Annotated in this window: 20 protein-coding genes and 1 tRNA gene; 3 read left to right on the top strand and 18 right to left on the bottom strand. The window is 69.7% G+C overall.

The window, feature by feature from the left end:
* Positions 1 to 70: 70 nt before the first annotated feature.
* The 14 genes from glyA to AB0915_RS03525 form a co-directional block, all read right to left on the bottom strand.
* Positions 71 to 1,336 carry a serine hydroxymethyltransferase gene (gene glyA / locus AB0915_RS03590; RefSeq protein ID WP_366689509.1) on the bottom strand — a complete coding sequence of 422 codons (1,266 nt, stop codon included), beginning with the start codon at positions 1,334 to 1,336 and terminating at the stop codon, positions 71 to 73.
* Between the two features lie 89 nt (positions 1,337 to 1,425).
* Positions 1,426 to 2,067 (bottom strand): protein-tyrosine-phosphatase, encoded by a 642-nt coding sequence (locus AB0915_RS03585; protein ID WP_366689508.1) that lies wholly within the window; start codon positions 2,065 to 2,067, stop codon positions 1,426 to 1,428.
* Positions 2,064 to 2,711, bottom strand: a complete 648-nt coding sequence (locus tag AB0915_RS03580) for an L-threonylcarbamoyladenylate synthase (protein ID WP_114246670.1) — start codon at positions 2,709 to 2,711, stop codon at positions 2,064 to 2,066. Before AB0915_RS03580 ends, AB0915_RS03585 begins: the two co-directional genes overlap by 4 nt.
* Before the next feature lie 64 nt (positions 2,712 to 2,775).
* The gene (gene prmC, locus AB0915_RS03575; protein ID WP_366689507.1) at positions 2,776 to 3,621 is read right to left on the bottom strand and encodes a peptide chain release factor N(5)-glutamine methyltransferase; all 846 of its coding nucleotides are present in this window, start codon (positions 3,619 to 3,621) and stop codon (positions 2,776 to 2,778) included.
* Positions 3,622 to 3,661: 40 nt separating this feature from the next.
* Positions 3,662 to 4,738: a peptide chain release factor 1 gene (prfA, locus tag AB0915_RS03570; protein WP_366689506.1), complete on the bottom strand. Its 1,077-nt coding sequence runs from the start codon at positions 4,736 to 4,738 to the stop codon at positions 3,662 to 3,664.
* 186 nt (positions 4,739 to 4,924) lie between these two features.
* Positions 4,925 to 5,149 (bottom strand): 50S ribosomal protein L31, encoded by a 225-nt coding sequence (rpmE, locus tag AB0915_RS03565; protein WP_093693080.1) that lies wholly within the window; start codon positions 5,147 to 5,149, stop codon positions 4,925 to 4,927.
* A gap of 182 nt (positions 5,150 to 5,331) precedes the next feature.
* Positions 5,332 to 6,435: an LCP family protein gene (locus AB0915_RS03560; protein ID WP_366689505.1), complete on the bottom strand. Its 1,104-nt coding sequence runs from the start codon at positions 6,433 to 6,435 to the stop codon at positions 5,332 to 5,334.
* A 370-nt stretch (positions 6,436 to 6,805) separates the two neighbouring features.
* Positions 6,806 to 8,800, bottom strand: a complete 1,995-nt coding sequence (gene rho, locus AB0915_RS03555) for a transcription termination factor Rho (RefSeq protein ID WP_366689504.1) — start codon at positions 8,798 to 8,800, stop codon at positions 6,806 to 6,808.
* Between the two features lie 383 nt (positions 8,801 to 9,183).
* Positions 9,184 to 10,101 carry a homoserine kinase gene (gene thrB / locus AB0915_RS03550; RefSeq protein WP_366689503.1) on the bottom strand — a complete coding sequence of 306 codons (918 nt, stop codon included), beginning with the start codon at positions 10,099 to 10,101 and terminating at the stop codon, positions 9,184 to 9,186.
* 259 nt (positions 10,102 to 10,360) lie between these two features.
* A complete protein-coding gene (gene thrC / locus AB0915_RS03545) occupies positions 10,361 to 11,431 on the bottom strand; it encodes a threonine synthase (RefSeq protein ID WP_366689502.1) in 1,071 nt (356 codons plus the stop codon).
* A gap of 6 nt (positions 11,432 to 11,437) precedes the next feature.
* Positions 11,438 to 12,793 (bottom strand): homoserine dehydrogenase, encoded by a 1,356-nt coding sequence (locus AB0915_RS03540; protein WP_366689501.1) that lies wholly within the window; start codon positions 12,791 to 12,793, stop codon positions 11,438 to 11,440.
* A 96-nt stretch (positions 12,794 to 12,889) separates the two neighbouring features.
* Positions 12,890 to 14,281 (bottom strand): diaminopimelate decarboxylase, encoded by a 1,392-nt coding sequence (gene lysA, locus AB0915_RS03535; protein ID WP_366689500.1) that lies wholly within the window; start codon positions 14,279 to 14,281, stop codon positions 12,890 to 12,892.
* Positions 14,282 to 14,307: 26 nt separating this feature from the next.
* On the bottom strand, positions 14,308 to 15,372 hold the full coding sequence (gene nrtL, locus AB0915_RS03530) for an ArgS-related anticodon-binding protein NrtL (protein WP_366689499.1): 1,065 nt from the start codon (positions 15,370 to 15,372) through the stop codon (positions 14,308 to 14,310).
* 55 nt (positions 15,373 to 15,427) lie between these two features.
* Entirely contained in the window at positions 15,428 to 15,910 is a 483-nt protein-coding gene (locus AB0915_RS03525; protein ID WP_366689498.1) for a response regulator, read from the bottom strand.
* A gap of 207 nt (positions 15,911 to 16,117) precedes the next feature.
* Here AB0915_RS03525 and AB0915_RS03520 point away from each other — a divergent pair.
* Positions 16,118 to 16,189, top strand: a tRNA-Arg gene (locus tag AB0915_RS03520).
* An 891-nt stretch (positions 16,190 to 17,080) separates the two neighbouring features.
* On the opposite strand, the gene AB0915_RS03515 is transcribed toward AB0915_RS03520, so the two are convergent.
* Positions 17,081 to 18,421, bottom strand: a complete 1,341-nt coding sequence (locus tag AB0915_RS03515; protein WP_366689497.1) for a DUF2254 domain-containing protein — start codon at positions 18,419 to 18,421, stop codon at positions 17,081 to 17,083.
* Positions 18,422 to 18,621: 200 nt separating this feature from the next.
* On the opposite strand from AB0915_RS03515, the gene AB0915_RS03510 reads away from it, so the two are divergent.
* Both AB0915_RS03510 and AB0915_RS03505 read left to right on the top strand, forming a co-directional pair.
* Positions 18,622 to 18,885 (top strand): CopG family transcriptional regulator, encoded by a 264-nt coding sequence (locus tag AB0915_RS03510; RefSeq protein WP_366689496.1) that lies wholly within the window; start codon positions 18,622 to 18,624, stop codon positions 18,883 to 18,885.
* On the top strand, positions 18,882 to 19,295 hold the full coding sequence (locus AB0915_RS03505; RefSeq protein WP_366689495.1) for a PIN domain-containing protein: 414 nt from the start codon (positions 18,882 to 18,884) through the stop codon (positions 19,293 to 19,295). Before AB0915_RS03510 ends, AB0915_RS03505 begins: the two co-directional genes overlap by 4 nt.
* Positions 19,296 to 19,680: 385 nt before the next feature.
* Here the strand turns inward: AB0915_RS03505 and AB0915_RS03500 are convergent, their stop codons facing one another.
* Genes AB0915_RS03500 through AB0915_RS03490 form a run of 3 tightly spaced genes read right to left on the bottom strand, consistent with a single transcriptional unit; the run spans position 19,681 to position 22,198 of the window.
* Complete coding sequence (locus AB0915_RS03500) at positions 19,681 to 20,421, bottom strand: amino acid ABC transporter ATP-binding protein (protein WP_366689494.1); 741 nt, start codon at positions 20,419 to 20,421, stop codon at positions 19,681 to 19,683.
* Positions 20,418 to 21,317 (bottom strand): amino acid ABC transporter permease, encoded by a 900-nt coding sequence (locus AB0915_RS03495; RefSeq protein ID WP_366689493.1) that lies wholly within the window; start codon positions 21,315 to 21,317, stop codon positions 20,418 to 20,420. The genes AB0915_RS03500 and AB0915_RS03495 overlap by 4 nt, the downstream gene beginning before the upstream one ends.
* An 11-nt stretch (positions 21,318 to 21,328) precedes the next feature.
* The gene (locus tag AB0915_RS03490; protein WP_366689492.1) at positions 21,329 to 22,198 is read right to left on the bottom strand and encodes an ABC transporter substrate-binding protein; all 870 of its coding nucleotides are present in this window, start codon (positions 22,196 to 22,198) and stop codon (positions 21,329 to 21,331) included.
* Between the last annotated feature and the right edge of the window lie 99 nt (positions 22,199 to 22,297).

Here is a 22,297-nt window from a genome sequence, read left to right as displayed (position 1 = left end):
CCACACCTTAACTACGTCGGCCTCATGGTTGAGGACACGGAGGTACGGGCGATGGTTGCATGCACCACGTCTACCCCGGATAGGGAGGATATTTCCCGGCCAGTTCCCTCACCTCGGCGCGGACGTCGCCTTCCTCACGTACCGCAGCCCCGAAGAGCACCGCGAGCCGTGCCATGTCGGTCACGTTCATGCCCTGGGTGGTGACCGCGGCAGTGCCGAGCCTGATGCCCCGGGCGTCCCCGTAAGGCAGCGCGCAGGTGTCCAGCACCATGCCCGCCGCCGCGAGCCGTTCGCGGGCGGTGCGGCCGTCGACGCCCAGTGGCGCCGGGTCCACGACGATCAGGTGGGTGTCCGTGCCGCCGGTGGTCACTTCGAACCCCTCGGCCTCCAGACCGGCCGCCAGAACCCGGGCGTGTGCCACCACGTGATGGGCGTACGCGGCGAACGCCGGTGTTGCCGCCTCGCCGAACGCGACCGCCTTCGCCGCAACCGTGTGCATCTGCGCGCCGCCCTGGGTGAACGGGAAGACCGCCCGGTCGATCCGCTCGGCCAGCTCCGATCCGCACAGGATCATGCCGCCGCGCGGCCCGCGCAGCACCTTGTGCGTGGTGGCGCACACCACGTCGGCGTACGGGACGGGACTGGGCGCCGCTCCCCCGGCGATCAGCCCCATCGGGTGCGCGGCGTCGGCGATCAGATACGCGCCGACCTCGTCGGCGATCTCGCGGAACAGCTTGTAGTCGGGATGGCGGGGGTACGAGATCGAGCCGCTGACGATCGCCTTGGGCCGGTGTGCCCGGGCCAGGGTGCGCACCTGCTCGTAGTCGATCAGGCCGCTCTCCGAGTCGACCCCGTACCCGACGAACTCGAACCATCGGCCGGAGAAGTTGGCGGGCGAGCCATGGGTGAGATGTCCGCCGTACGGGAGACCCATCGCGAGCACCGTGTCGCCGGGGCGCAGCAGGGCCGCGTACGCCGCCAGGACGGCCGAGGAGCCGGAGTGCGGCTGAACGTTCGCGTGCTCGGCGCCGAAGAGCGCAGTGGCCCGCTGGACGGCGATGAGTTCGGCGGCGTCGGCCAGCTCGCAGCCGCCGTGATGGCGGGCGCCGGGGTAACCCTCGGCGTACTTGTTGGCGAGCGGCGAGCCGAGGGCGGCGAGTACCGCGGGCGAGGTGAAGTTCTCGGCGGCGATCAGCTGCAGCGTGCTCGACTGCCGGTGCAGCTCCCCCAGCAGCACGTCGGCGATTTCCGGGTCTCCCCGGAGCAGGGCGCCGAAATCCTGCGGCAGGGCTGTGACGGTGGCGGAGGAGGGTGCGGCGGGAGTGGTGACCGACATCTGACGGCTCCGGGCCTGGGGAGGGGGATGCGTTGGCGTCGGATCCAATGTAGGCCGGTACGCGTGCGCCCGCCCGCTGCCCGGGCGCGTCAGTGCGGGGCCGGTACGCCCGTCAGTGCGGTGACCACCGGGTCGAGCGCCTGGTTGATCTCGTCGCCGATGGAACGGAAGAACGTGATCGGGGCACCGTACGGGTCGTAGACCTCGTCCGCCTCGGCAGTGGGGGCCAGCAGCCAGCCGCGCAGCGCGGCGGCCGCACGGACCAGCGCACGGGCGCGTTCGACAACACCCTCGTCGCGCGGGTCGGGCAGCGTCGCGGGGTCTATGGCCCGGACCAGCCGGGTGAATTCCTTGAGCGTGAACGTCCTCAGGCCGGCCGAGTGACCCATCGAGATCACCTGGGCGCGGTGGTCCCGGGTGGCGGTCAGGACGAGGTCGGCGCGGATCACGTGCTCGTCGAGGAGCTCGCGGCCGACGAAGCCGGTGGCATCGGCGCCGAAGTCGGCGAGGACGATCTCGGCGTTGGTTTCCATCGGGGCGCCTTCGTGCCCCCAGGTGCCCGCGCTCTCCACGACCAGGCCGCCGCTGAGCGGGTCGCCGAGCCGGTCCACCAGGGCATGGCGGGTCAGCCGCTCGGTGATCGGCGAGCGGCAGACGTTGCCGGTGCTGACGTGGAGGATGCGGAAGGTGTCGGTCCGCCCCGCTATGCCACGCCCCTCAGGGGCGGTCAATTGGCCACCTCGAGGTCCGGTACCACCTTGCGGAGTTCCTCGACGGAGAGGGCTCCGGCCCGCAGCAGGACCGGGACCTTGCCGGTGACGTCGACGATCGAGGACGGCACGATGCCGGGCGTCGGGCCGCCGTCGAGGTAGACGGAGACGGAGTCGCCGAGCATCTCCTGGGCGGCGTCGCAGTCCTCGGGAGCCGGGTGTCCGGTGAGGTTGGCGCTGGAGACGGCCATCGGGCCGACCTCGGTGAGCAGTTCGATGGCGACCGGGTGCAGCGGCATCCGGATGGCGACGGTGCCACGGGTGTCGCCGAGGTCCCACTGGAGCGAGGGCTGGTGCTTGGCGACAAGCGTGAGGGCTCCCGGCCAGAAGGCGTCGACGAGTTCCCAGGCCTGCTCGGAGAAGTCCGTGACGAGGCCGTGCAGGGTGTTCGGGGAGCCGATCAGGACAGGGGTCGGCATGTTGCGGCCGCGGCCCTTGGCGTCGAGCAGGTCGGCGACGCCCTCGGAACTGAAGGCGTCGGCACCGATCCCGTAGACGGTGTCGGTGGGCAGCACGACCAGCTCTCCGCGGCGGACGGCGGACGCGGCTTCACGCAGACCCGTCGTACGGTCGGTCGCGTCGTTGCAGTCGTATCGCCGAGCCATCAGCCGGCCTCCTCAAGCATGTACGGGTATGGCGGGTACGGGTCGTGCGGGTGCGTGGCGCCGGTCACGGCATGGCCTTGCGGGCCGTCGCGAACCGGGGCCGTCGGTTCAGATCGGGGTGGTCGGCCGCGTCGGCCCAGCCCCGCTCCTCGGTGAAGATCCACGGCACCTGGCCGCCCTGGGTGTCGGCGTGCTCGATGACGACGAGGCCACCGGGGCGCAGCAGGCGGTGCGCGGTGCGTTCAAGGCCGCGGATGGTGTCGAGTCCGTCCTCGCCGGAGAAGAGCGCCATCTGCGGATCATGGTCACGGGCCTCGGGTGCCACGTACTCCCACTCGGTGAGCGGGATGTACGGCGGGTTGGAGATGACCAGGTCGACCTGGCCGTCGAGCTCGGGAAGGGCTGTCAGAGCGTCTCCGCGGTGCACGGTGACCCGAGACCCCTCGGCGTTCTTCCGCGTCCATCTGAGGGCGTCCTCGGAGAGCTCCACGGCGTGCACGCGCGAGCGCGGCACCTCCTGGGCCATGGCGAGGGCGATGGCGCCCGATCCCGTGCACAGGTCGACGATCAGCGGCTCGACGACGTCCATCGCCCGGACGGCGTCTATCGCCCAGCCGACGACCGACTCGGTCTCCGGGCGGGGCACGAAGACTCCGGGGCCGACCTGGAGCTCCAGGTAGCGGAAGAAGGCGCGGCCGGTGATGTGCTGGAGCGGTTCGCGGGCCTCGCGGCGGGCGATGGTCTCCCAGTACCGGGCGTCGAAGTCCTCGTCCGGCACCAGGTGCAGCTCGCCCCGCTTGACACCGTGCACGAACGCGGCAAGTTCCTCCGCGTCGAATCGCGGCGAGGGTACACCGGCGTCGGCCAGCCGTTGGGTGGCCTGGGCCACCTCGGCGAGCAGCAGGTTCATCGCGGTTCTCCGTACGGGTTTACGGGCGGGGCGGGCGTTCTTATGCGGCGGCGAGCTTGGCGGCGGAGTCGGCGTCGACACAGGCCTGGATCACGGCGTCCAGCTCCCCGTCGAGCACCTGGTCCAAGTTGTACGCCTTGAAGCCGACGCGGTGGTCCGAGATCCGGTTTTCCGGGAAGTTGTACGTACGGATCTTCTCGGAACGGTCGACGGTACGCACCTGGCTGCGCCGGACGTCCGAGGCTTCCTGCTCGGCCGCTTCCTGGGCCGCGGCAAGCAGTCGCGAACGCAGGATACGCATCGCCTGCTCCTTGTTCTGGAGCTGGCTCTTCTCGTTCTGGCAGGAGGCGACCACACCGGTCGGCAGGTGTGTGATGCGGACGGCGGAGTCCGTGGTGTTGACGGACTGGCCGCCGGGGCCCGAGGACCGGTAGACGTCGATACGGAGATCGTTGGCGTGGATCTCGACGTCGACCTCCTCCGCCTCGGGCGTGACGAGCACACCGGCGGCGGAGGTGTGGATACGGCCCTGCGACTCGGTGGACGGCACGCGCTGCACGCGGTGCACCCCGCCCTCGTACTTCAGCCGGGCCCACACGCCCTGGCCGGGCTCGGTGGCGCCGTTGCCGCCCTTGGTCTTCACCGCGACCTGGACGTCCTTGTAGCCGCCGAGCTCGGACTCGGTGGAGTCGATGATCTCGGTCTTCCAGCCGATGCGCTCGGCGTACCGCAGATACATGCGCAGCAGATCGCCGGCGAAGAGGGCCGACTCGTCGCCGCCCGCGCCCGCCTTGATCTCCAGGAGCACGTCCTTGTCGTCACTGGGGTCGCGCGGGACCAGGAGGAGGCGGAGCTTCTCGGTCAGCTCCTCGCGGTGCTTCTCCAGCTCCTTGACCTCGGCGGCGAACTCGGGGTCGTCCGCGGCGAGCTCGCGGGCGGTTTCGATGTCGTCACCGGCCCGCTTCCAGGAGCGGTACGCACCGACGATCGGGGTCAGCTCGGCGTAGCGCTTGTTGAGCTTGCGCGCGTTGGCCTGGTCGGCGTGGACCGCGGGATCCGCGAGCTTCTTCTCGAGATCGGCCTGTTCGCCGATCAGTTCCTCGACCGCCTCGAACATCGGGGGCTCCTGGGGGTGGGGTATCCCCTGCTCATGAAGAGCTTGGGGAAGGTACTCGATATGCCTGCTGCACGGCGTCGTGCTGTCCGGGCGGGGTACGGGGAGACCCCGTACACCCGGCCGGAAAAAAACGCCGGCCTCGGCGCCCCCCCGGAAGAGGGCGCCAAGGACCGGCGCAAGAGCTCGCTACTTGCTGGCGGAGCCTGCAGCCTTGCCGAAGCGGGCCTCGAAGCGGGCCACACGGCCACCGGTGTCGAGGATCTTCTGCTTGCCCGTGTAGAACGGGTGGCACTCGGAGCAGACGTCGGCGCGGATGTTGCCGCCGTCGATGGTGCTCCGGGTGGTGAACGACGCGCCACAGGTGCAGCTGACCTGCGTCTCGACGTACTCGGGGTGGATGTCGCGCTTCAAGGGTGTCTCCTAGGTTCGGGAGGGCGCCGGGTCGCATGCGCGGATTTGCGCATCCGTGAACCGGGACCGACGTACCAGTCTGCCAGGACCAGCCGTATCTCCCAAAACCGGGGGCGGGCCGCAACTATTCCCGACCGTTCGGGAACACATCGCGTCTGTCCTGTTACCGATGTGACGGGGGTCTACTGGACGACCTTGCCGGCCACGCCCTTGTCGCCCGCCGACTTCTCGGTGGCGGAGGCCGGGATCGGCTTGTCGTGCTTGAGGGCGGTCCACACCTGCTGTGCGGACTCCTCCAGCGGAATGACGCGGTTCGGGTCGGCCGGGTCGTACTGCACGGGCATCGTCACCATGGTGACGTTCTTCGAGCCGAGCCCCTTGAGACCGGTGGCGAAGCCGGTGAGCTTCTCGACCGAACCCAGGTCGGAGTCGGTGGTGACGGCCTTCGTCGCCGTGTCCGCGAGGTCGAACAGGGTCTTCGGGTTCGAGAACACCCCGACGCTCTTCACCTGTTCCATCAGCGCCTTGATGAACGCCTGCTGGAGCTGGATGCGGCCGAGGTCGCTGCCGTCGCCGATGCTCTTGCGGGTGCGGACCAGGCCGAGCGACTGTTCTCCGTCGAGGGTGTGGGTGCCGGGCTGCAGATGCAGATGACTCTTGGAGTCGTCGATCGCCTGCGTGGTGGTGATCTTGACTCCGCCGAGCTGGTCGATGAGCTTCTTGAAGCCCGTGAAATCGACCTCGACGTAGTGGTCCATGCGGATGCCGGACATCGACTCGACGGTCTTGACCGCGCAGGCCGGTCCGCCGACCTCGTACGCCGTGTTGAACATCGCGCGCTGCTGGCCCGCGACCGTCTCACCGGTGGTGTCGCTCGTGCAGTCGGGGCGGGTGACGAGGGTGTCGCGCGGGATGGAGACGACGCTGGCCGTCTTGTGACCCTTGTTGACATGCACGACCATCGCGGTGTCCGAGCGGGCGGTGCCTTCGTCCGCGCCGTAGGCGGAGTTCGCGCCGGAGCGGGAGTCGGAGCCGAGGACGAGAATGTCCTGCGAGCCGTTGTCGACGTTGACGGGGCGGTTCTTGCCGAGCGCGGCGTTGATGTCGACGGCCTTGAGATTGTCGTTGAGCTTCACGTACGCGTATCCCAGCCCCGCACCGCCGACGACGACCACACCGGCCGCGGTCCAGGCGGCTATGACCGTGGCCCTGCGGCGGCGGGACGGCTTCTTCCGGCGCTTGCCGGTGGCGCGTATCCGGGTGCTGCTCCCGCTCTGCCCGGCCATCCGTCTCCCTCGATCCTCGCTTGCTCCCGGCGACCCCTTGCTGTGGTGTTCGGGCATTGGTTGTGTCGCTCTGTCGCCACTTCGTACGACGACGTGACTCGGAGAAGGGTTGCACAGCAACATGTGACGCCCATGTGGCGACGGAACCCGCACGCAGCGCCGGTGAACAGCCGGTGACCCCGCACCCACCTGCGGTTTCTTGCCCGCTACAGCCAATTTGGACGCGGGGGCGGAACGGTCGCCGTGTGGCGAAGGTCTCGGATCGGGCGGTTCGAGCGAAACACCGGAAAAAGGGCCGACCCCGTCACCGAGGTGACGGGGTCGGCCCTTTTGACGACCGGCGGTGCAGGACTGCCGGAACGGTACGAGGTCAGTCGTTGCCGTTGCCCGGGGCGGGTGTCGTCTTCTGGATCTGGAGGAGGAACTCCGCGTTGGACTGGGTCTTCTTCATCCGGTCCAGGAGCAGCTCGATCGCCTGCTGCTGGTCGAGCGCGTGGAGCACCCGGCGCAGCTTCCAGACAATCGCCAACTCGTCGCTGCCGAGCAGGATTTCTTCCTTACGGGTGCTGGACGCGTCGACGTCCACCGCCGGGAAGATGCGCTTGTCCGAGAGCTTCCGGTCGAGCTTGAGCTCCATGTTGCCGGTGCCCTTGAACTCCTCGAAGATCACCTCGTCCATGCGCGAGCCGGTCTCGACGAGCGCGGTGGCCAGGATGGTCAGCGAGCCGCCGTCCTCGATGTTGCGCGCAGCACCGAAGAAGCGCTTCGGCGGGTACAGCGCGGTCGAGTCGACACCACCGGACAGGATGCGGCCGGATGCCGGGGCCGCGAGGTTGTACGCGCGGCCGAGGCGGGTGATCGAGTCCAGCAGGACGACCACGTCGTGACCCAGCTCGACGAGACGCTTGGCGCGCTCGATTGCCAGCTCGGCGACGGTGGTGTGGTCCTCGGCGGGACGGTCGAAGGTCGAGGAGATGACCTCGCCCTTCACCGACCGCTGCATGTCGGTGACCTCTTCCGGACGCTCGTCGACCAGGACGACCATCAGGTGGCACTCGGGGCTGTTGACGGTGATCGCGTTGGCGATCGCCTGCAGGATCATGGTCTTGCCGGTCTTCGGCGGGGCCACGATCAGGCCTCGCTGGCCCTTGCCGATGGGAGCGACCAGGTCGATGATCCGCGTCGTCAGCACGTTGGAGTCGGTCTCCAGACGGAGCCGGTCCTGCGGGTAGAGCGGGGTCAGCTTCTGGAACTCCGGGCGGCCGCGGCCGGACTCGGGCGCCATTCCATTGACCGAGTCGAGGCGGACGAGCGCGTTGAACTTCTCGCGGCGCTCGCCGTCCTTGGGCTGGCGCACCGCACCGGTGACGTGGTCACCCTTGCGCAGGCCGTTCTTGCGGACCTGGGCGAGCGACACGTACACGTCGTTCGGGCCCGGCAGGTAGCCGGAGGTCCGGATGAACGCGTAGTTGTCGAGGATGTCCAGGATGCCCGCGACGGGGATCAGGACGTCGTCGTCGGTGACCGGCGGTGCGTCGCTCGCGAAGTCGTCGCGGCCACGACGGCCACGGCGGTCGCGGTAGCGGCCACGGCGGCCGCGACGGCCACCTGCCTCGTCGTCGTATCCGTCGTCCTGCGGGCCGCCGCCACCCTGCTGGCCCTGGCGCTGCTGGCGCTGGCCGCCCTGCTGACCCTGGCCACCGCCCTGCTCGTCGCCCTTGCCACGGCGGTCGCGCTGACGGTCACGGCGGTCGCCGCGCTCACCGCGGTCGCCACGCTCACCGCGCTGACCGCGGTCGCCACGGCGGCCCTCGGCGGTGTCCACGGCGGCTTCGGCCTTCGCCTCGGCGCGGTCCTCGCTCTTCGGCTCGGCCGGCGTCTCCGCCTTGGCCTCGACCTTGGGCTCCGTCTTGGTTTCCGGGCTGCCCGCCTGTGCGGTCGCACGGCGCCGACGACGCTCGCCCACGGGCTGGTCGTCACTGGCCGGCTGGCCGGGGATGTCGATCTGCTGCTGAGCCGTGGCCTTCTCGGCGGGCGCGGCGGCGGACTCGTCCCCGGTGCGCGACTTGGAGGTGGCGCGCCGCTTGGGCTTGGTCTCGGCGGGCGCGGCATCGGCCTTGGGCGCAGCACTGCCGGCCTGCGCCTCCTTGATGACCTCGATCAGCTGGCCCTTGCGCATCCGCGCAGTGCCCTTGATGCCGAGGCCGGACGCGACCTGCTGCAGCTCGGCCAGGACCATGCCATCGAGGCCGGTGCCGGAGCGGCGGCGCCGTGCGGTGGTGCCAGTGGCAGCACCTTCGGCGGGCGCGGCGCTGTCGACAGTCTTGTCGGCAGTCACGCCCATCAGATCGGTGGTGTCGCTCACGAAGGGTCCTTCCCTGGAGCGGACGTCGGCCTTCTGGCTCGGCGACCGGTTGTGCTGTCCGACTGCGGTCTTTGATCTTGCGGACCGTGCCGGGGCGGTGGTCCGCCGGGTACGGCGGAGAGATGAATGTGCAAGGGTCCGGCGCGAGCATCCCCCTGCTCGGCCCACTCCTGGACAAGCGAGGGGTGTCGTGCCGGTTCCGGAGCGTGCTCGAAACTGCTCAGGCAGGCTGCTCAGGCAGTTGGGGAGGCTCTCGGAAGAAATGGTGGCCCCTGAAAGGGACACGAAGCAACGCGCCACATAGACGTCGGTTGCAGACTTGAGGTTAACACTACCGGCTCCAACAAACATTCCCCCTCTCACTCACCGGCAATCACTTCTCGCTACGGGGCGAGCGGCAGGACACTCGCACCCGAGGCGTCGAGAGCGAGCCGGTTGGCCGCCCATCCCTCGCCCGCCAGTCGTGCGACCTTGTCGGCCGCACCGTCCTCGGCCAGCGCCAGCACGGTCGGCCCGGCACCGGAGATGACTGCAGGGACGCCGTCGGCGCGCAGTCGGTTGACAAGTTCCACGCTCTCCGGCATCGCCGGGGCGCGGTATTCCTGGTGCAGTCGGTCCTCGGTCGCGGCGAGCAGCAGCTCCGGGCGCCGGGTCATGGCCTCGACAAGGAGCGCCGCACGGCCTGCGTTGAACGCGGCGTCGACGTGCGGGACGGTGCGCGGCAGCAGTCCGCGGGCGGTCTCGGTGAGCACCGGCTTGCCGGGGACGAAAACCACCGGAACGATGGAATCAGAGGGATCCATCCTGATCGCCCGGGCGGATCCGCCGTCCATCCAGGCCAGCGTGAAGCCGCCGAGCAGACATGCGGCGACGTTGTCGGGGTGGCCCTCGATCTCGGTGGCGAGTTCCAGCAGGGCCGCGTCGTCGAGCCGGGCGTCGCCGCCGATGGTCACGGCGCGGGCCGCGACGATGCCGGCACAGATGGCGGCGGAGGAGGAGCCGAGGCCGCGCCCGTGCGGGATGCGGTTGGCACAGACGATCTCCAGGCCGCGGGGCTGTCCGCCGAGCAGGTCGAAGGCGGTGCGCAGGGAGCGCACGAGGAGGTGACTCTCGTCGCGGGGCAGGGTGTCGGCACCCTCGCCGGCGATGTCGATGTGCAGCCCGGAGTCGGCGACACGGACGACGACGTCGTCGTAGAGCCCCAGCGACAGGCCGAGGGCGTCAAAACCCGGGCCCAGGTTGGCGCTGGTGGCGGGGACGCGCACCCGGACGGCGGCGGCTCGGAAGGCGGGACCGGCCATCGCTTCGACGACTCTCCTTGTGAGGCAGCGGGGATGTGTTGCGGCAGGGATTGTGGCGGTGGATCTTTCGTAAGCCTGTGGAGAACCCGATGGCCACGACGGCAGCACCGCGGCAGGTGCGGCGTGGCAGGTTGGGTACAGCTTATCGAAGGAAGGTTCTGTCGCGACATAGGGCGCACAGGAGGCGCACGATGCGTGTCGCACGCCTCCCATGCGCTCTCCGCCCCGAAAAGGGGCGGTTGAGCCGCTGCTGTTCCGGTTACGCCAGGCCCAGCTTCTCCGCAGCGGTGGCCGCATCGACCGGTACAGTGACCGGCTGCGGGGCACCCGCAACGGCCCAGTCTGGATCCTTCAGGCCGTTGCCGGTGACCGTGCAGACGATCTTCTGGCCCGGGTCGACCTTGCCCTCTTCGGCGGCCTTGAGAAGACCGGCGACCGACGCGGCCGAGGCGGGCTCCACGAAGACGCCCTCCTGGGAGGCCAACAGCCGGTAGGCGGCCAGGATCTGACGGTCCGTGACCTCGTCGATGAAGCCGCCCGACTCGTCCCGCGCGGCCAGCGCGTACTGCCAGGAGGCCGGATTGCCGATCCGGATCGCGGTGGCGATGGTCGACGGGTCCTTGACGACCTCGCCGCGGACGATGGGCGCGGAGCCGGAGGCCTGGAAGCCCCACATGCGCGGCCTGTGCGTGGACATCGCGTCCGCCGCGTACTCCGTGTAGCCCTTCCAGTACGCGGTGATGTTGCCCGCGTTGCCGACCGGCAGGACGTGGATGTCCGGAGCGTCGCCGAGCGCGTCGACAATCTCGAACGCCGCGGTCTTCTGGCCCTCGATCCGGACCGGGTTGACCGAATTGACCAGAGCCACCGGGTAGTTGTCCGAGAGCGAGCGGGCCAGCGTCAGGCAGTCGTCGAAGTTGCCGTCGACCTGCAGGATCTTGGCGCCGTGGACGAGCGCCTGGCCCATCTTGCCGAGCGCGATCTTGCCCTGCGGCACGAGGACGGCGCAGACCATGCCGGCCCGCACCGCGTACGCGGCGGCGGAGGCGGAGGTGTTACCGGTGGAGGCGCAGATGACGGCCCGCGCACCCTCTTCCTTGGCCCGGGTGATCGCCATCGTCATCCCGCGGTCCTTGAAGGACCCGGTGGGGTTGGCGCCCTCCACCTTGAGGTGCACCTCGCAGCCCGTACGCTCGGAGAGGACCTGAGCGGGAACGAGCGGCGTACCACCCTCACGAAGCGTGACGACCGGCGTCGTGCTCGTGACCGGAAGGCGGTCCCGGTACTCCTCGATGATGCCGCGCCACTGGTGGGTGCCCTTGGTGGTCATGGGTCCTTACTCCCCTTCAACACGCATGATGCTGGCGACACCGCGCACGGTGTCGAGCTTGCGCAGCGCCTCGACGGTCGCCGAGAGGGCGGCGTCGGGCGCGCGGTGGGTGACGACGACGAGGGACGCCTCGCCGCCTCCACCCACCCGTCGCCCGCCGCCGCCCTGCTCGATGGCGACTTCGTCGCCGCTGCCTGAATTTCGGCCTTGCTGACGGACCGTATCGATGGATACGCCCTGTTCGGCGAAGACCGTCGCGACCTGGGCGAGTACGCCAGGTTTGTCGGCCACGTCGAGGCTGATGTGGTACCGCGTGACGACCTCGCCCATGGGGCTGACCGGCAGACGCGTGTACGCGGATTCTCCGGGGCCGGTGGCCTCGCCGAGCTTGTTGCGGCAGACCGCGACCAGGTCGCCGAGGACCGCGGAGGCGGTCGGCGAGCCACCGGCGCCGGGGCCGTAGAACATCAGCTGCCCCGCGGCCTCCGCCTCGACGAAGACCGCGTTGTACGCCTCGCGGACGGACGCCAGCGGGTGGCTGAGCGGGATCATCGCGGGGTGCACGCGCGCGGTGACGGACTGCCCGTCGGCGGCCCGCTCGCAGATGGCGAGGAGCTTGACGGTGCAGCCCATGCGGCGGGCCGAGGCGATGTCGGCGGCGGTGACCTCGGTGATGCCCTCGCGGTGCACCTCGCCGATCCTCACCCGGGTGTGGAAGGCGATCCCGGCAAGGATCGCGGCCTTGGCGGCGGCGTCGAAGCCCTCGACGTCGGCGGTCGGGTCGGCTTCGGCGTAGCCGAGGGCGGTGGCCTCGTCGAGTGCCTCGGAGTAGCCGGCGCCGCTGGTCTCCATCCTGTCGAGGATGAAGTTGGTCGTGCCGTTGACGATGCCGAGCACCCGGTTGACCTTGTCGCCGGCGAGGGACTCGCGCAGCGGCCGTACGAGCGGAATGGCACCGGCGACGGCTGCCTCGTAGTAGAGGTCCCGGCCGTGCTGCTCGGCGGCGGCGTGCAGTGCGGCGCCGTCCTCGGCGAGCAGCGCCTTGTTGGCGGAGACGACGCTCGCGCCGTGCTCGAAGGCGGTGGTGATGAGCGTCCGGGCGGGCTCGACGCCGCCGATGACCTCGATGACGACGTCGATGTCGCCCCGTTTGACCAGGGCGGTCGCATCGGTGGTGATGAGTGCGGGGTCGATGCCCTCGCGCACCTTGGAAGGGCGGCGGACGGCGACGCCGGCGAGCTCCACGGGCGCGCCGATGCGCGCGGCGAGGTCGTCGGCGTGCGTCGTCATGATGCGCGCCACCTCTGAGCCGACCACTCCACAGCCCAGCAGCGCCACCTTCAGCGGACGCGTACGCATCATCCGACCTCGTTTCTCATACATGCTCATGTGTGGACCAGTCTCACTCACCGGACGGGCGTTTCTGCCACCCGTCCGGATCCTGAGACATATATTTCATCAGCCGACATCGAGACGCAGGAGATCTTCCTCCGTCTCCCGCCGGACGATCACGCGCGCCTCTCCGTCGCGCACGGCGACGACGGGCGGGCGCAGCGCGTGGTTGTAGTTGCTCGCCATGGCGCGGCAGTAGGCGCCGGTGGCGGGCACCGCGAGCAGGTCGCCGGGCGCGAGGTCCGACGGCAGGAACGCGTCCTTGACCACGATGTCGCCGCTCTCGCAGTGCTTGCCGACGACGCGGACGAGGAGGGGCTCGGCGTCGGAGCGGCGGGAGACGAGCGCGACGGAGTACTCGGCGTCGTACAGCGCGGTGCGGATGTTGTCCGACATGCCGCCGTCGACACTGATGTAGGTACGGAGCCCCTCGAGGTGCTTGACGGTGCCGACCTCGTACAGCGTGAACGCGGTGGGTCCGACGATGGCGCGCCCCGGCTCGACGGAGATCCGCGGGGTGGCGAGCCCGGCCGCCTCGCACTCGCGGGTCACGATGTCGCCGAGTGCCTTGGCGATCTCGTGCGGCTCGCGCGGGTCGTCGTCGGACGTGTACGCGATGCCGAGACCACCGCCGAGGTCGATCTCCGGCAGCTCGATGCCGTGCTCGTCGCGCACCTCGGCGAGGAGCTGGACCACACGTCGGGCGGAGACCTCGAAGCCGGCCATGTCGAAGATCTGCGAGCCGATGTGCGAGTGGATGCCGACGAGTTCGAGCCCGTCGAGAGTGAGCGCCCGGCGGACCGCCTCGGCGGCCTCTCCCCCGGCCAGCGCGATGCCGAACTTCTGGTCCTCGTGCGCGGTGGCGATGAACTCGTGGGTGTGTGCCTCGACGCCGACGGTCACCCGGATCTGTACGCGCTGCCGCTTGCCGAGCCGCTGCGCGACGTGCGAGACCCGGACGATCTCCTGGAACGAGTCGAGCACGATCCGCCCGACTCCGGCCTCGATGGCGCGCTCGATCTCGGCGACGGTCTTGTTGTTGCCGTGGAAGGCGATGCGTTCGGCGGGCATCCCGGCGTCGAGCGCGACGGTCAGCTCACCACCGGAACAGACGTCGAGGTTGAGCCCCTCCTCCTGGAGCCAGCGCACGACGGCCCGCGACAGGAACGCCTTTCCGGCGTAGAAGACATCGGCGTCCCGCCCGAAGGCGTCGGCCCAGGCGCGGCAGCGGGCACGGAAGTCGCTCTCGTCGAGGAAGTAGGCGGGCGTCCCGAATTCCTCGGCCAGCCGGGTCACTTCGATCCCGCCGACGGCGACGACACCGTCGGCGTTGCGGGAGACGGTGCGGGCCCAGACCTTCTCGTCGAGGGCGTTGAGGTCGGCGGGCGGGGCTGCGTAGTGGCCCTCGGTCAGGACGTCGGCGTGACGGGGACCGGCGGGGTGTGCGGATCGGCTCATGGTGGTGCTCTGCTCTCTCAGGTCTCTCAGAGGACTTCGGGTGCGCTGATGCCGAGCAGGGACAGGCCGCCTGCGAGCACCGCCCCGGCAGCTTCGGCAACGGCCAGCCGGGAGCGGTGGGCGGCCGAGGGTTTCTCGTCGCCCTTGGGCAGCGGCGGGCAGGCGTCGTGGAAGTCGAAGAAGGCGTGCGCGATCTCTTCGAGCTGCCGGGCGAGCCGGTCGGGCGCGCGGTGACGGGCGGCGGCGGCGAGAGCCTGGGGGTAGTCGGCCAGCGTACGCAGCAGTGCGGGGGCGTCGACGTCCTCGTCGTACGTCCCGGTGAATCCGAGAAGGGCCGCGCCACGGGTGAGGGCGCAGACCCGGGAGTGGGCGTAACGGACCAGGAAGAGCGGGTTGCCGGTGCCCTGGACGAGCAGCTCCGCACCGAGCGGGGCGTGGTCGTGCCCGGCCGGCCGCAGCAGTCCCCACCGGGTGGCGTCGGGACCGAGCCGCCGCAGCAGCTCCCCCGCGCCGGCACCGGCGGGAACGGGCCGGATGGCGGTGAGCGGAGTCGGCGGCTTCCCCTGTGCGTCGACGTGGACACCCAGCCGTGCCCAGTCCGGGTCGGGCGTCCCGTCGCAACTGGTACGCACCAGCGCGCCCTGCGTCCGCGCGATCGCGCGCAGCGTGTGGGTGGTGACCGCCGCCCGGACCTCGCGGGCGTGGCTGAACTGGAGGATGTCTCCGGCGAGCGCGTCCCCGTGCCCGTACCGGGCCCCTCGCGCCAGCACCTCACGTACGAGTGCCTCGCGCGCCCGGACATCGGCCGACGCGTCGAGGGTGAAGCTCAGGAACCCGGGCCCGGTGACGTCGACCCGCCCGATCCCGGGCACGCCGGCGACCCGGTCCCGCAGGATCTCGGCCACTTCCCTGGCCGGACGCGCGGCGGGCCCCGCCAACTGAAGTGCGACGGCACAGGCGTAGTCCCCGGTCCCGCCGGGCCTGGTCCTCTCCACCCGCACGCGCGCGGGCACGGGCGCGCGCAGGACGTCCTCGTCGACCGCGCGGCGCACGGCGTGCAGCACGGTCCTGGAGAGATCGGCGGGGGTCACGGGACAAGCGTATGGGAGGGAGGGGGGCCTTTCGCGACCCGGTTTCGCCATGCGGTCAGCCCGCGGCGCTCTCCGCCCTCCCGGCACGGTGTCTGCCGTCGACCGACGGCGGGGCCTCCCTGTTCGCCAACTGTTGTACGAGCCGCACCAGCTCGCTCGGCTCGAAGGGCTTCGCCAGGAAGGCGTCGACCCGGGCGACGACGCCGTTGTCCACCTCGTACTGCGTACCGGCGCTGATGATCGCGACAGGCAGATGGCTGGTCCGGGGATCGGAACGGAGCCGGGTGGCGGTCTGCAGACCGTCGAGCCGGGGCATGACGACATCAAGGGTGATCACATCCGGACAGACCTGATGCACCAGATCCAGACACTCGACACCATCGGCCGCGGTCACGACCTCGAAGCCCTCAAGCTCAAGATTGACCCTGATCAACTGCCGGATGACCTTGCTGTCGTCGACAACAAGCACGCGGCCACACGCCCCTGACACACTCAGAGGGTAGGTCGGGCGTAGGGGCCGCGTACGGGTTTTGCCCATTTCCGGCCCCGGACGGGTGGCGGGCGGACGGCACATGGCCGACACGGCGGCCCTGCGGGCGGGCGCGCGACCGGGCCGGCGGCGCGGGGCACGGCTGCGCCGGGGCGCGGGGGCGACGCGCGACGGCGACCGCGCGGAAATACCTGTTCACGGACACCCGCCAGAAGCTGGTAGTGTTTCATTCGTCGCCAAGCAGTACGGCGACACGCCCCCGTAGCTCAGGGGATAGAGCATCGGCCTCCGGAGCCGGGTGCGCAGGTTCGAATCCTGCCGGGGGCACCGCAGTCCGGACAGCGTGATCAAGCCGCTGATCAGGCAAAGTGCCAAGTACAAAGGGTCGGACTCAGTCTCACTGAGTCCGACCCTTTGTCGTTGTGTGTCACTGATCGCGAGTGAGTGGCGAGTGGGTTTTCAGGGTTGAGCGCAGCTCACTCGCTGGTCTCCTCGCCCCATCCCATGGCCTTCTCGATCTTCTGGTTGTTCAGCTCCTCGTGCCCGTCGATGCAGCCCGCGTACCGGCGACCAGCACGGGTGGTATCGGCACTGGGCGGTCGGTGTTCGCCTCACGTGATTTAAGGCCGCGCCGGTCGTGCCGGTGACCGGAGTCCGTCCACTTCGTTCCGACCACCGGGCGCGTCTCGCGAAAAGTCAGGGTGCCGCACCCCTTTTCGGGGAGATAACAGTCCTTCTTCCGGAGCCCTACCGCTTCGGCCACCCGTCGGCGGCTGTCCTTGGTCAATGAATTTAGTCGACACCGGTTGCGTGACCTGCGGCGACTGTCTTCGCTGTCAGGGGGCGGATGACGCTCGCCGCGATTGAGCGACGGATCAAGGCGTGGGTCATTGCCTCGTGTGGGGGTTTGGGCTGTCGGTCTCGGCTTCGGGAGGTTGTAGAGCGCCGCCCCACTACGAGGTCCGGGGGCAGGCGGCGAAGCGGTGGTCCAGGGCGTGTTGCGGGTCGGCGGTCCAGGGCCTCGGTGCGTGCCTCAGTGGGCGCTGGTGCGCAGCACGGCGGCTTGCCAACCGGCGAAGGCCGCTACCTCGACGGCCACAGCCGGCAGCAGGACGGACACGGCGTCGACCGGTCGCGTTACCGCGAGGTTCGAATCCTGCCGGGCGCAGTGGACAAGCCGTGGCGCTGCAGGACTGCCGGCATTGCCTGCCGACGTGGTCAGGGAGTTGGTGGCCCGTCTGGTCGGTTGTCGGGGGTGTGAACGGTCGAACGATTCCTGGCCACTTGCCGGCGCATGGCTTCCGCCTCCGCGTGGGCGAGGGCGAGGTCGGTCGGCTGCGCCACCTCTCGCTCGGCGTCGGCGATGACGATGCGGGCCTGTTCCTCGATCGCCGCCGACCGCTCGGCATCGTCGGCGACCACGGCGGCGCAGTTGTGGAGCAGGCGGAGCAGGGCATGGGCGACGGTCGGTTCACGGGCCCCGTAGCGTCGGATGAGCCCGCACATCACGGCGAGGTATTCCGGAAACCGCCGCCCGGGAATGATCACGGCGGCCCCGCCGGCGTCGCGGACGACGTGGTTGCCCAGGGGGCGCCGGGCGAGCACACAGAAGATCACGGACAGATGGTCGATGGCCTGCACCGCCGTGTACGGATCGTTGACCGCCGGAGACAACGCCTTGCAGGCGACGTCGACCAGTTGCCGGATTCCGAGCGCAGCGTCCTGTTCCAGGGTGCGCTCGAATCCGATACGGACGCCGGCATCCATCGCCTGCGAGAACTCCTGAGGGGCCGGAGCGGGATCATGCGGTGAAGCCCGCCAGATCCACGCCAGCGTCGTTCCCGCGACGACGTGTTCGCCCACCCGGGGTCGCAGCCGCAGACAGACACCGTGCCCGGCCGCGGTCCGCAGCAGCAGGTGCGGGCGCACCACCTGTACGTACCCGGAGCGGTGGGAGGCAATGGCCACGGCCCACTCCGGCACGTCGACGACATCCTCGCCACTCGCGAACACCCCATCGCGGATCACCCGGACGGTGTTGCGCTCCACCACACTCATGATCGCGTCGACCTGGATGGAGTGCACCAGATGGTCGGCGAAGAACACCAGCAGGCCGAGGCTGACGAACAGCAGGACGAGCGCGCCGCTCACCGCAACCCGGGGAAAGTTCTCGGAGCGGCCCCCTCCCGAAACACCGACCGTGTAGAGACCGGCCGCGCTGTAGGCGAAGGTGGCCACGAAGACGCTGAGCACGATCTGATTGGGCCGGTCGCGGAGAAAGTTGCGCAGCAGCCGCGGCGAGAACTGGGTGGATGACAGTTGCAGCGCGACCACGGCCAGGCCCAGCAGCACGGCGATGACCGTCACCATCGTCCCGGTGATCCCGATCAGCAGCGTCCGGGCATCGTCGGCGGTCCCCTGAAACGCCAGCGGCGAGCCCGAGCCGGTCTTGACGAGGGACAGCAACGACCCGGTGACCAGTGCGGCCACCACGGACAGGGTGGGAAGCACCCACAGCGATCCGCGAACGTACTCCGCCAGCGCATCACGTCGGATCATGGGCAACCCCCGCACGTCGATGCTTGGCCGGGTATGGCCAGTATCCGACGTGCGCGTCGGCTGTCCAAGTGATCACGCTCCCTGAGATCACTGCGTTCCGACAGTCCGCGTCCTCGGTCAATCCTGTTCAACGGGGTCGCCCCATAGCGAGCAGACGGATGGATAACCCATCAAGGATGATTGGAGGTAGGATAAAGGGCATGAGCGAGCCTACCGGCAAATACTCGATTACCATGCCGCGCGACATCGCGGAGGCCGCCAAGGCCCGCAGCGGTCCCTCCGGTCTGTCCGCCTACGTGGCCGCCGCCGTCGCCCGGCAGATCGAACGCGACAACCTCAACGAACTCATCCAGGTCGCCGAGGCCGAGCACGGCCCCGTCACCGACGAGGAGATCCAGGCGCTGCGCGACCAGCTCCACCAGGCCTGCCTCGAGCAGACCCGCGGCAGGACGGACGCGGCGTGACCCGCTCTCCCGCCGTACCCGGCGGCACCTTGGTTCTCGACAGCGAGGGGCTGTCGAAGGCCGTGCTGCGCGACCGTACGGTCACCGGCTGGTTCGCCCTGGCCCGCGCCGACGACCTGAGGGTGATCACGTCTGCGGCCACCCTGGTCGAGGTGGTCCATCCCCGGATCAATCGCCCCGCCCTGGAGTGGACCCTCTCCCGCCTCATCGTGGAGCCGGTCACCGAGCCGATCGCCCGGCACGCCGCCGCCCTCCTGGCCGGCACCGGCCTGCACGGCCACAGGTACGCCATCGACGCCATGCTCAGCGCCACCGCCCTCGCCGCCCCCGGCCCCGTCACGATCCTCACCTCGGACCCCGAGGACCTGACCGCCCTGTGCGGCGGCCAGGCCACCGTGATCAAGATCTGACCCAAGCCCTCGTCGGTGAGGGCCCCCCTTCAGTCCTGCCTCTACTCGTCATCAGGCTCGGGTGCCTTACCGGGGGCACCCTTCATGAGGCGCCCAAAGACCCCGTCACCAGCGGAAACGCTGAGGCCGGGGTCTTCGCGTATGTGCAGGCGTGTGCGGCCGCGAGCGGCACTATGACGCCGTCTGTGGACTGTTCGTGGACAGGATCGTGGAGCATCTGCCCTGGTCAGCCCTCAGAGATGGCGGGGTCCGATGCTGCGCGACGTCCGGGCCTCGGGTTGCAGACTGTAACGACAACCCGAGGCCCTACGTCTGGACGAAGGCCGCCGACCAGATCCTCGAGTCCCTCGCCGGAGACTGCCGAGGGATCAAGGACTTCGGGACACTAGCGTTCCAGCACGCGGGACAGGAAGCGCCGGGTCGACTCCTGGCGGGGGTCGGTGAGCACCTGCTCCGCGGTGCCCTGTTCGCGGATCACGCCGTCCTGGAGGAAGCAGACCTGGTCAGCGGCCTGCCGGGCGAAGCCCATCTCGTGCGTGGCCATCAGAATGGTCAGGCCGCGCTCCTTCAGGTCCGTGACCACGTCCAGCACCTCGCCCACCAGTTCGGGGTCGAGCGCCGAGGTGATCTCGTCGAAGAGCAGCACCTGCGGGTCGGTGGCCAGGGCCCGGGCGATCGCGGCCCGCTGCTGCTGGCCGCCGGAGAGCCGGTCCGGGTAGTCGTGCGCCTTGTCCGCGAGGCCCAACCTGGCGAGCAGTTCGCGGGCCGACTCCTCGGCCTGCCTGCGCGGCACCTTGTGCACCTGGCGCGGGGCGAGCGTGATGTTGTCCAGCACGCTCAGGTGCGGGAACAGGTTGTACGCCTGGAAGACGATGCCGATCCGCCGGCGGGCCAGGTTCGCGTCCAAGCGGGGATCGGTCAGCTCGGTCCCGCCGAGATGGATGGTGCCGTCGTCGACAACGTCCAACAGGTCGATGCAGCGCAGCAGGGTGGATTTGCCTGAGCCCGATCCGCCGATCAGGCAGACCACCTGGTGCTCGGCGACATCCAGGTCGATCGAGCGCAGGACCAGGCGTGAACCGTACGCCTTACGCAGGGCGCTGATCCGCAGCAGTGGCTCGTTCACTGTCCAGCCTCCGCCCAGGTGCGCTGTGCAGCGCGGCGCTGCAGTCGGTCGGCGTACCTCGTCAAGGGGATGGTCACCGCGATGAACAGGGCTGCCGCCCCCAGGTAGGGGGTGTAGTTGAAGTCGTAGTTCGCCTTGATCTGCGCGACCCTCAGCGCCTCCAACGGCCCGAGGACGGCCACCAGGGCGGTGTCCTTCTGCAGTGCGATGAAGTCGTTGAGCAGGGGCGGCAGGACGTTACGCACCGCCTGCGGGAGGATCACCCGCCGGAGGGTCTGCGACTCGCTGAGCCCGAGCGCCCGCGCGGCGTTGCGCTGCGCGGGGTGAACCGAGTTCAGGCCGGCCCGTAGCACCTCACCGACGTAGGCGGTGTAGGAGAGCACCAGCGCGATCACCCCGAGCAGCCAGGGCTGGGAGGGGGTGCCCTGCAGCTGGAGCGCCGGCAGGCCGAAGCCGACCAGGAAGACCAGCAGCAGGGTCGGCACTCCGCGGAAGACGTCCACGTACAGGGTCGTGGCCAGGCGCAACGGCTGCAGGCCGGGCGCCCGGGTGACCCGCACCAGGGCGATCAGCAGGCCCAGGACGAGGATCAGCACCTCGGCGATCAGGAACATCTGGACGTTGAGCCAGAAGCCGTCCAGGATCTCGGGGAACGTCTTGCGGAACTCCGCGCCGTCCAGGAACCGGCTGTGCAGCCGGTCCCAGCCGGGCGAGGCGACCACTGTCGCCGCCACCGCCACCAGGCTGACCAGGGTGCACAGGGTCGCGATCCATCTGTTGCGCCGCTGGCGGGCGCGGCGGAACCGCTCCCGCTCGAGCTGCCGCTCGCTCGGCCGGTATTGCTTGTCCTGCGGGTTGGCCTGCTGATCCAGCTCGGCCGTGGTCTTGTGCTCCACTGTGCGACCCGCTACGGCTTGAGCTCGGGGGCGTTGGCCGAGGCCGACAGCCACTGGGAGGTGATCTTGTCCAGCGTGCCGTCGGCCTTGAGCTCGGCGAGCGCCTGGTTGACGCAGGGGGTCAGCCCGCTGCCCTTGCCCAGCAGCAGGCCGAACTGCTCCGGCGTGCCGCCGTGGTAGCCGAACTGGCCCAGGATCTTGCCACCGTGCACCTGTGTGCCGGCCAGGTAGAACACCGTCGGCAGGTCGGTGACGAGCGCGTCGATCTGGCCGTTCTGCAGGGCGTTGATCTCGTCGTTGGTGGTGTTGAAGACGCTCGGCTGCCGGCCGGGCTTTATCTCGTCGAGCACCGCCTGGTAGCTGGTGGTGGCAACCTGCACGCCGATCTTGGCGTCCTTGAGCGCGGCCAGTGAAGTGGCGCCCGCGTACTTGGACTTGTTCAGTACCAGGACGGCCTGATTGGCCGTGTAGTAGCTGGTGGAGAAGTCCACCGCCTTCGCCCGCGCCGGGGTGCTGGAGATCTGGTTGATGTCGAAGTCGAAGTTCTTCGGTCCCGGGGCGTAGGAGTTGTCGAACGGTTCGACCACCCACTTCACCTGGCTCCGGCTGAAGCCGAGCTTGCCGGCCACCGCGTAGGCCACGGCACTTTCGAAGCCCTTGCCGTTGGACGGGTCGTTGTGGTCGAACCACGGCGTGTAGGCCGGGGAGTCGGTGGCGACGGTCAGCTGCCCCTGCCGGTGGAGGCTCGGGCTGGTCGCGCAGTTGCCGGAGGCCGTTGCGGTGGCCGTGGCCGTGCTCTGGGGCTGGGGCGCGCAGGCGGCGGCCGTCAGCACCACGACGGCGCCCAGCGAGGTGGCGAGGGACGTGCGGGAAAGGGACATGGGGGTTCCTTTGGAAATGCTGTCCGGAACGGACGGTGCGAAAGAAAAGCGGGGGGGGGTAGTGCGCTCAGCGACACAGATCGGCGGCGCAACGCACGT

The organism is Streptomyces sp. NPDC048411, from assembly GCF_040704695.1.
Taxonomy (GTDB): domain Bacteria; phylum Actinomycetota; class Actinomycetes; order Streptomycetales; family Streptomycetaceae; genus Streptomyces.
The sequence above is the reverse complement of the archived record's forward strand: the minus strand, read 5'-3'. Positions and strand labels throughout refer to the sequence as shown.

Coding starts and splice junctions, on each gene's coding strand:
- glyA (WP_366689509.1), bottom strand. CDS start 1,336: ATGTCGGTCACCACTCCCGCCGCACCCTCCTCCGCCACCGTCACAGCC.
- AB0915_RS03580 (WP_114246670.1), bottom strand. CDS start 2,711: ATGGCTCGGCGATACGACTGCAACGACGCGACCGACCGTACGACGGGT.
- prmC (WP_366689507.1), bottom strand. CDS start 3,621: ATGAACCTGCTGCTCGCCGAGGTGGCCCAGGCCACCCAACGGCTGGCC.
- prfA (WP_366689506.1), bottom strand. CDS start 4,738: ATGTTCGAGGCGGTCGAGGAACTGATCGGCGAACAGGCCGATCTCGAG.
- AB0915_RS03560 (WP_366689505.1), bottom strand. CDS start 6,435: ATGGCCGGGCAGAGCGGGAGCAGCACCCGGATACGCGCCACCGGCAAG.
- thrB (WP_366689503.1), bottom strand. CDS start 10,101: ATGGCCGGTCCCGCCTTCCGAGCCGCCGCCGTCCGGGTGCGCGTCCCC.
- thrC (WP_366689502.1), bottom strand. CDS start 11,431: ATGACCACCAAGGGCACCCACCAGTGGCGCGGCATCATCGAGGAGTAC.
- AB0915_RS03540 (WP_366689501.1), bottom strand. CDS start 12,793: ATGATGCGTACGCGTCCGCTGAAGGTGGCGCTGCTGGGCTGTGGAGTG.
- lysA (WP_366689500.1), bottom strand. CDS start 14,281: ATGAGCCGATCCGCACACCCCGCCGGTCCCCGTCACGCCGACGTCCTG.
- AB0915_RS03525 (WP_366689498.1), bottom strand. CDS start 15,910: ATGGGCAAAACCCGTACGCGGCCCCTACGCCCGACCTACCCTCTGAGT.
- AB0915_RS03515 (WP_366689497.1), bottom strand. CDS start 18,421: ATGATCCGACGTGATGCGCTGGCGGAGTACGTTCGCGGATCGCTGTGG.
- AB0915_RS03510 (WP_366689496.1), top strand. CDS start 18,622: ATGAGCGAGCCTACCGGCAAATACTCGATTACCATGCCGCGCGACATC.
- AB0915_RS03490 (WP_366689492.1), bottom strand. CDS start 22,198: ATGTCCCTTTCCCGCACGTCCCTCGCCACCTCGCTGGGCGCCGTCGTG.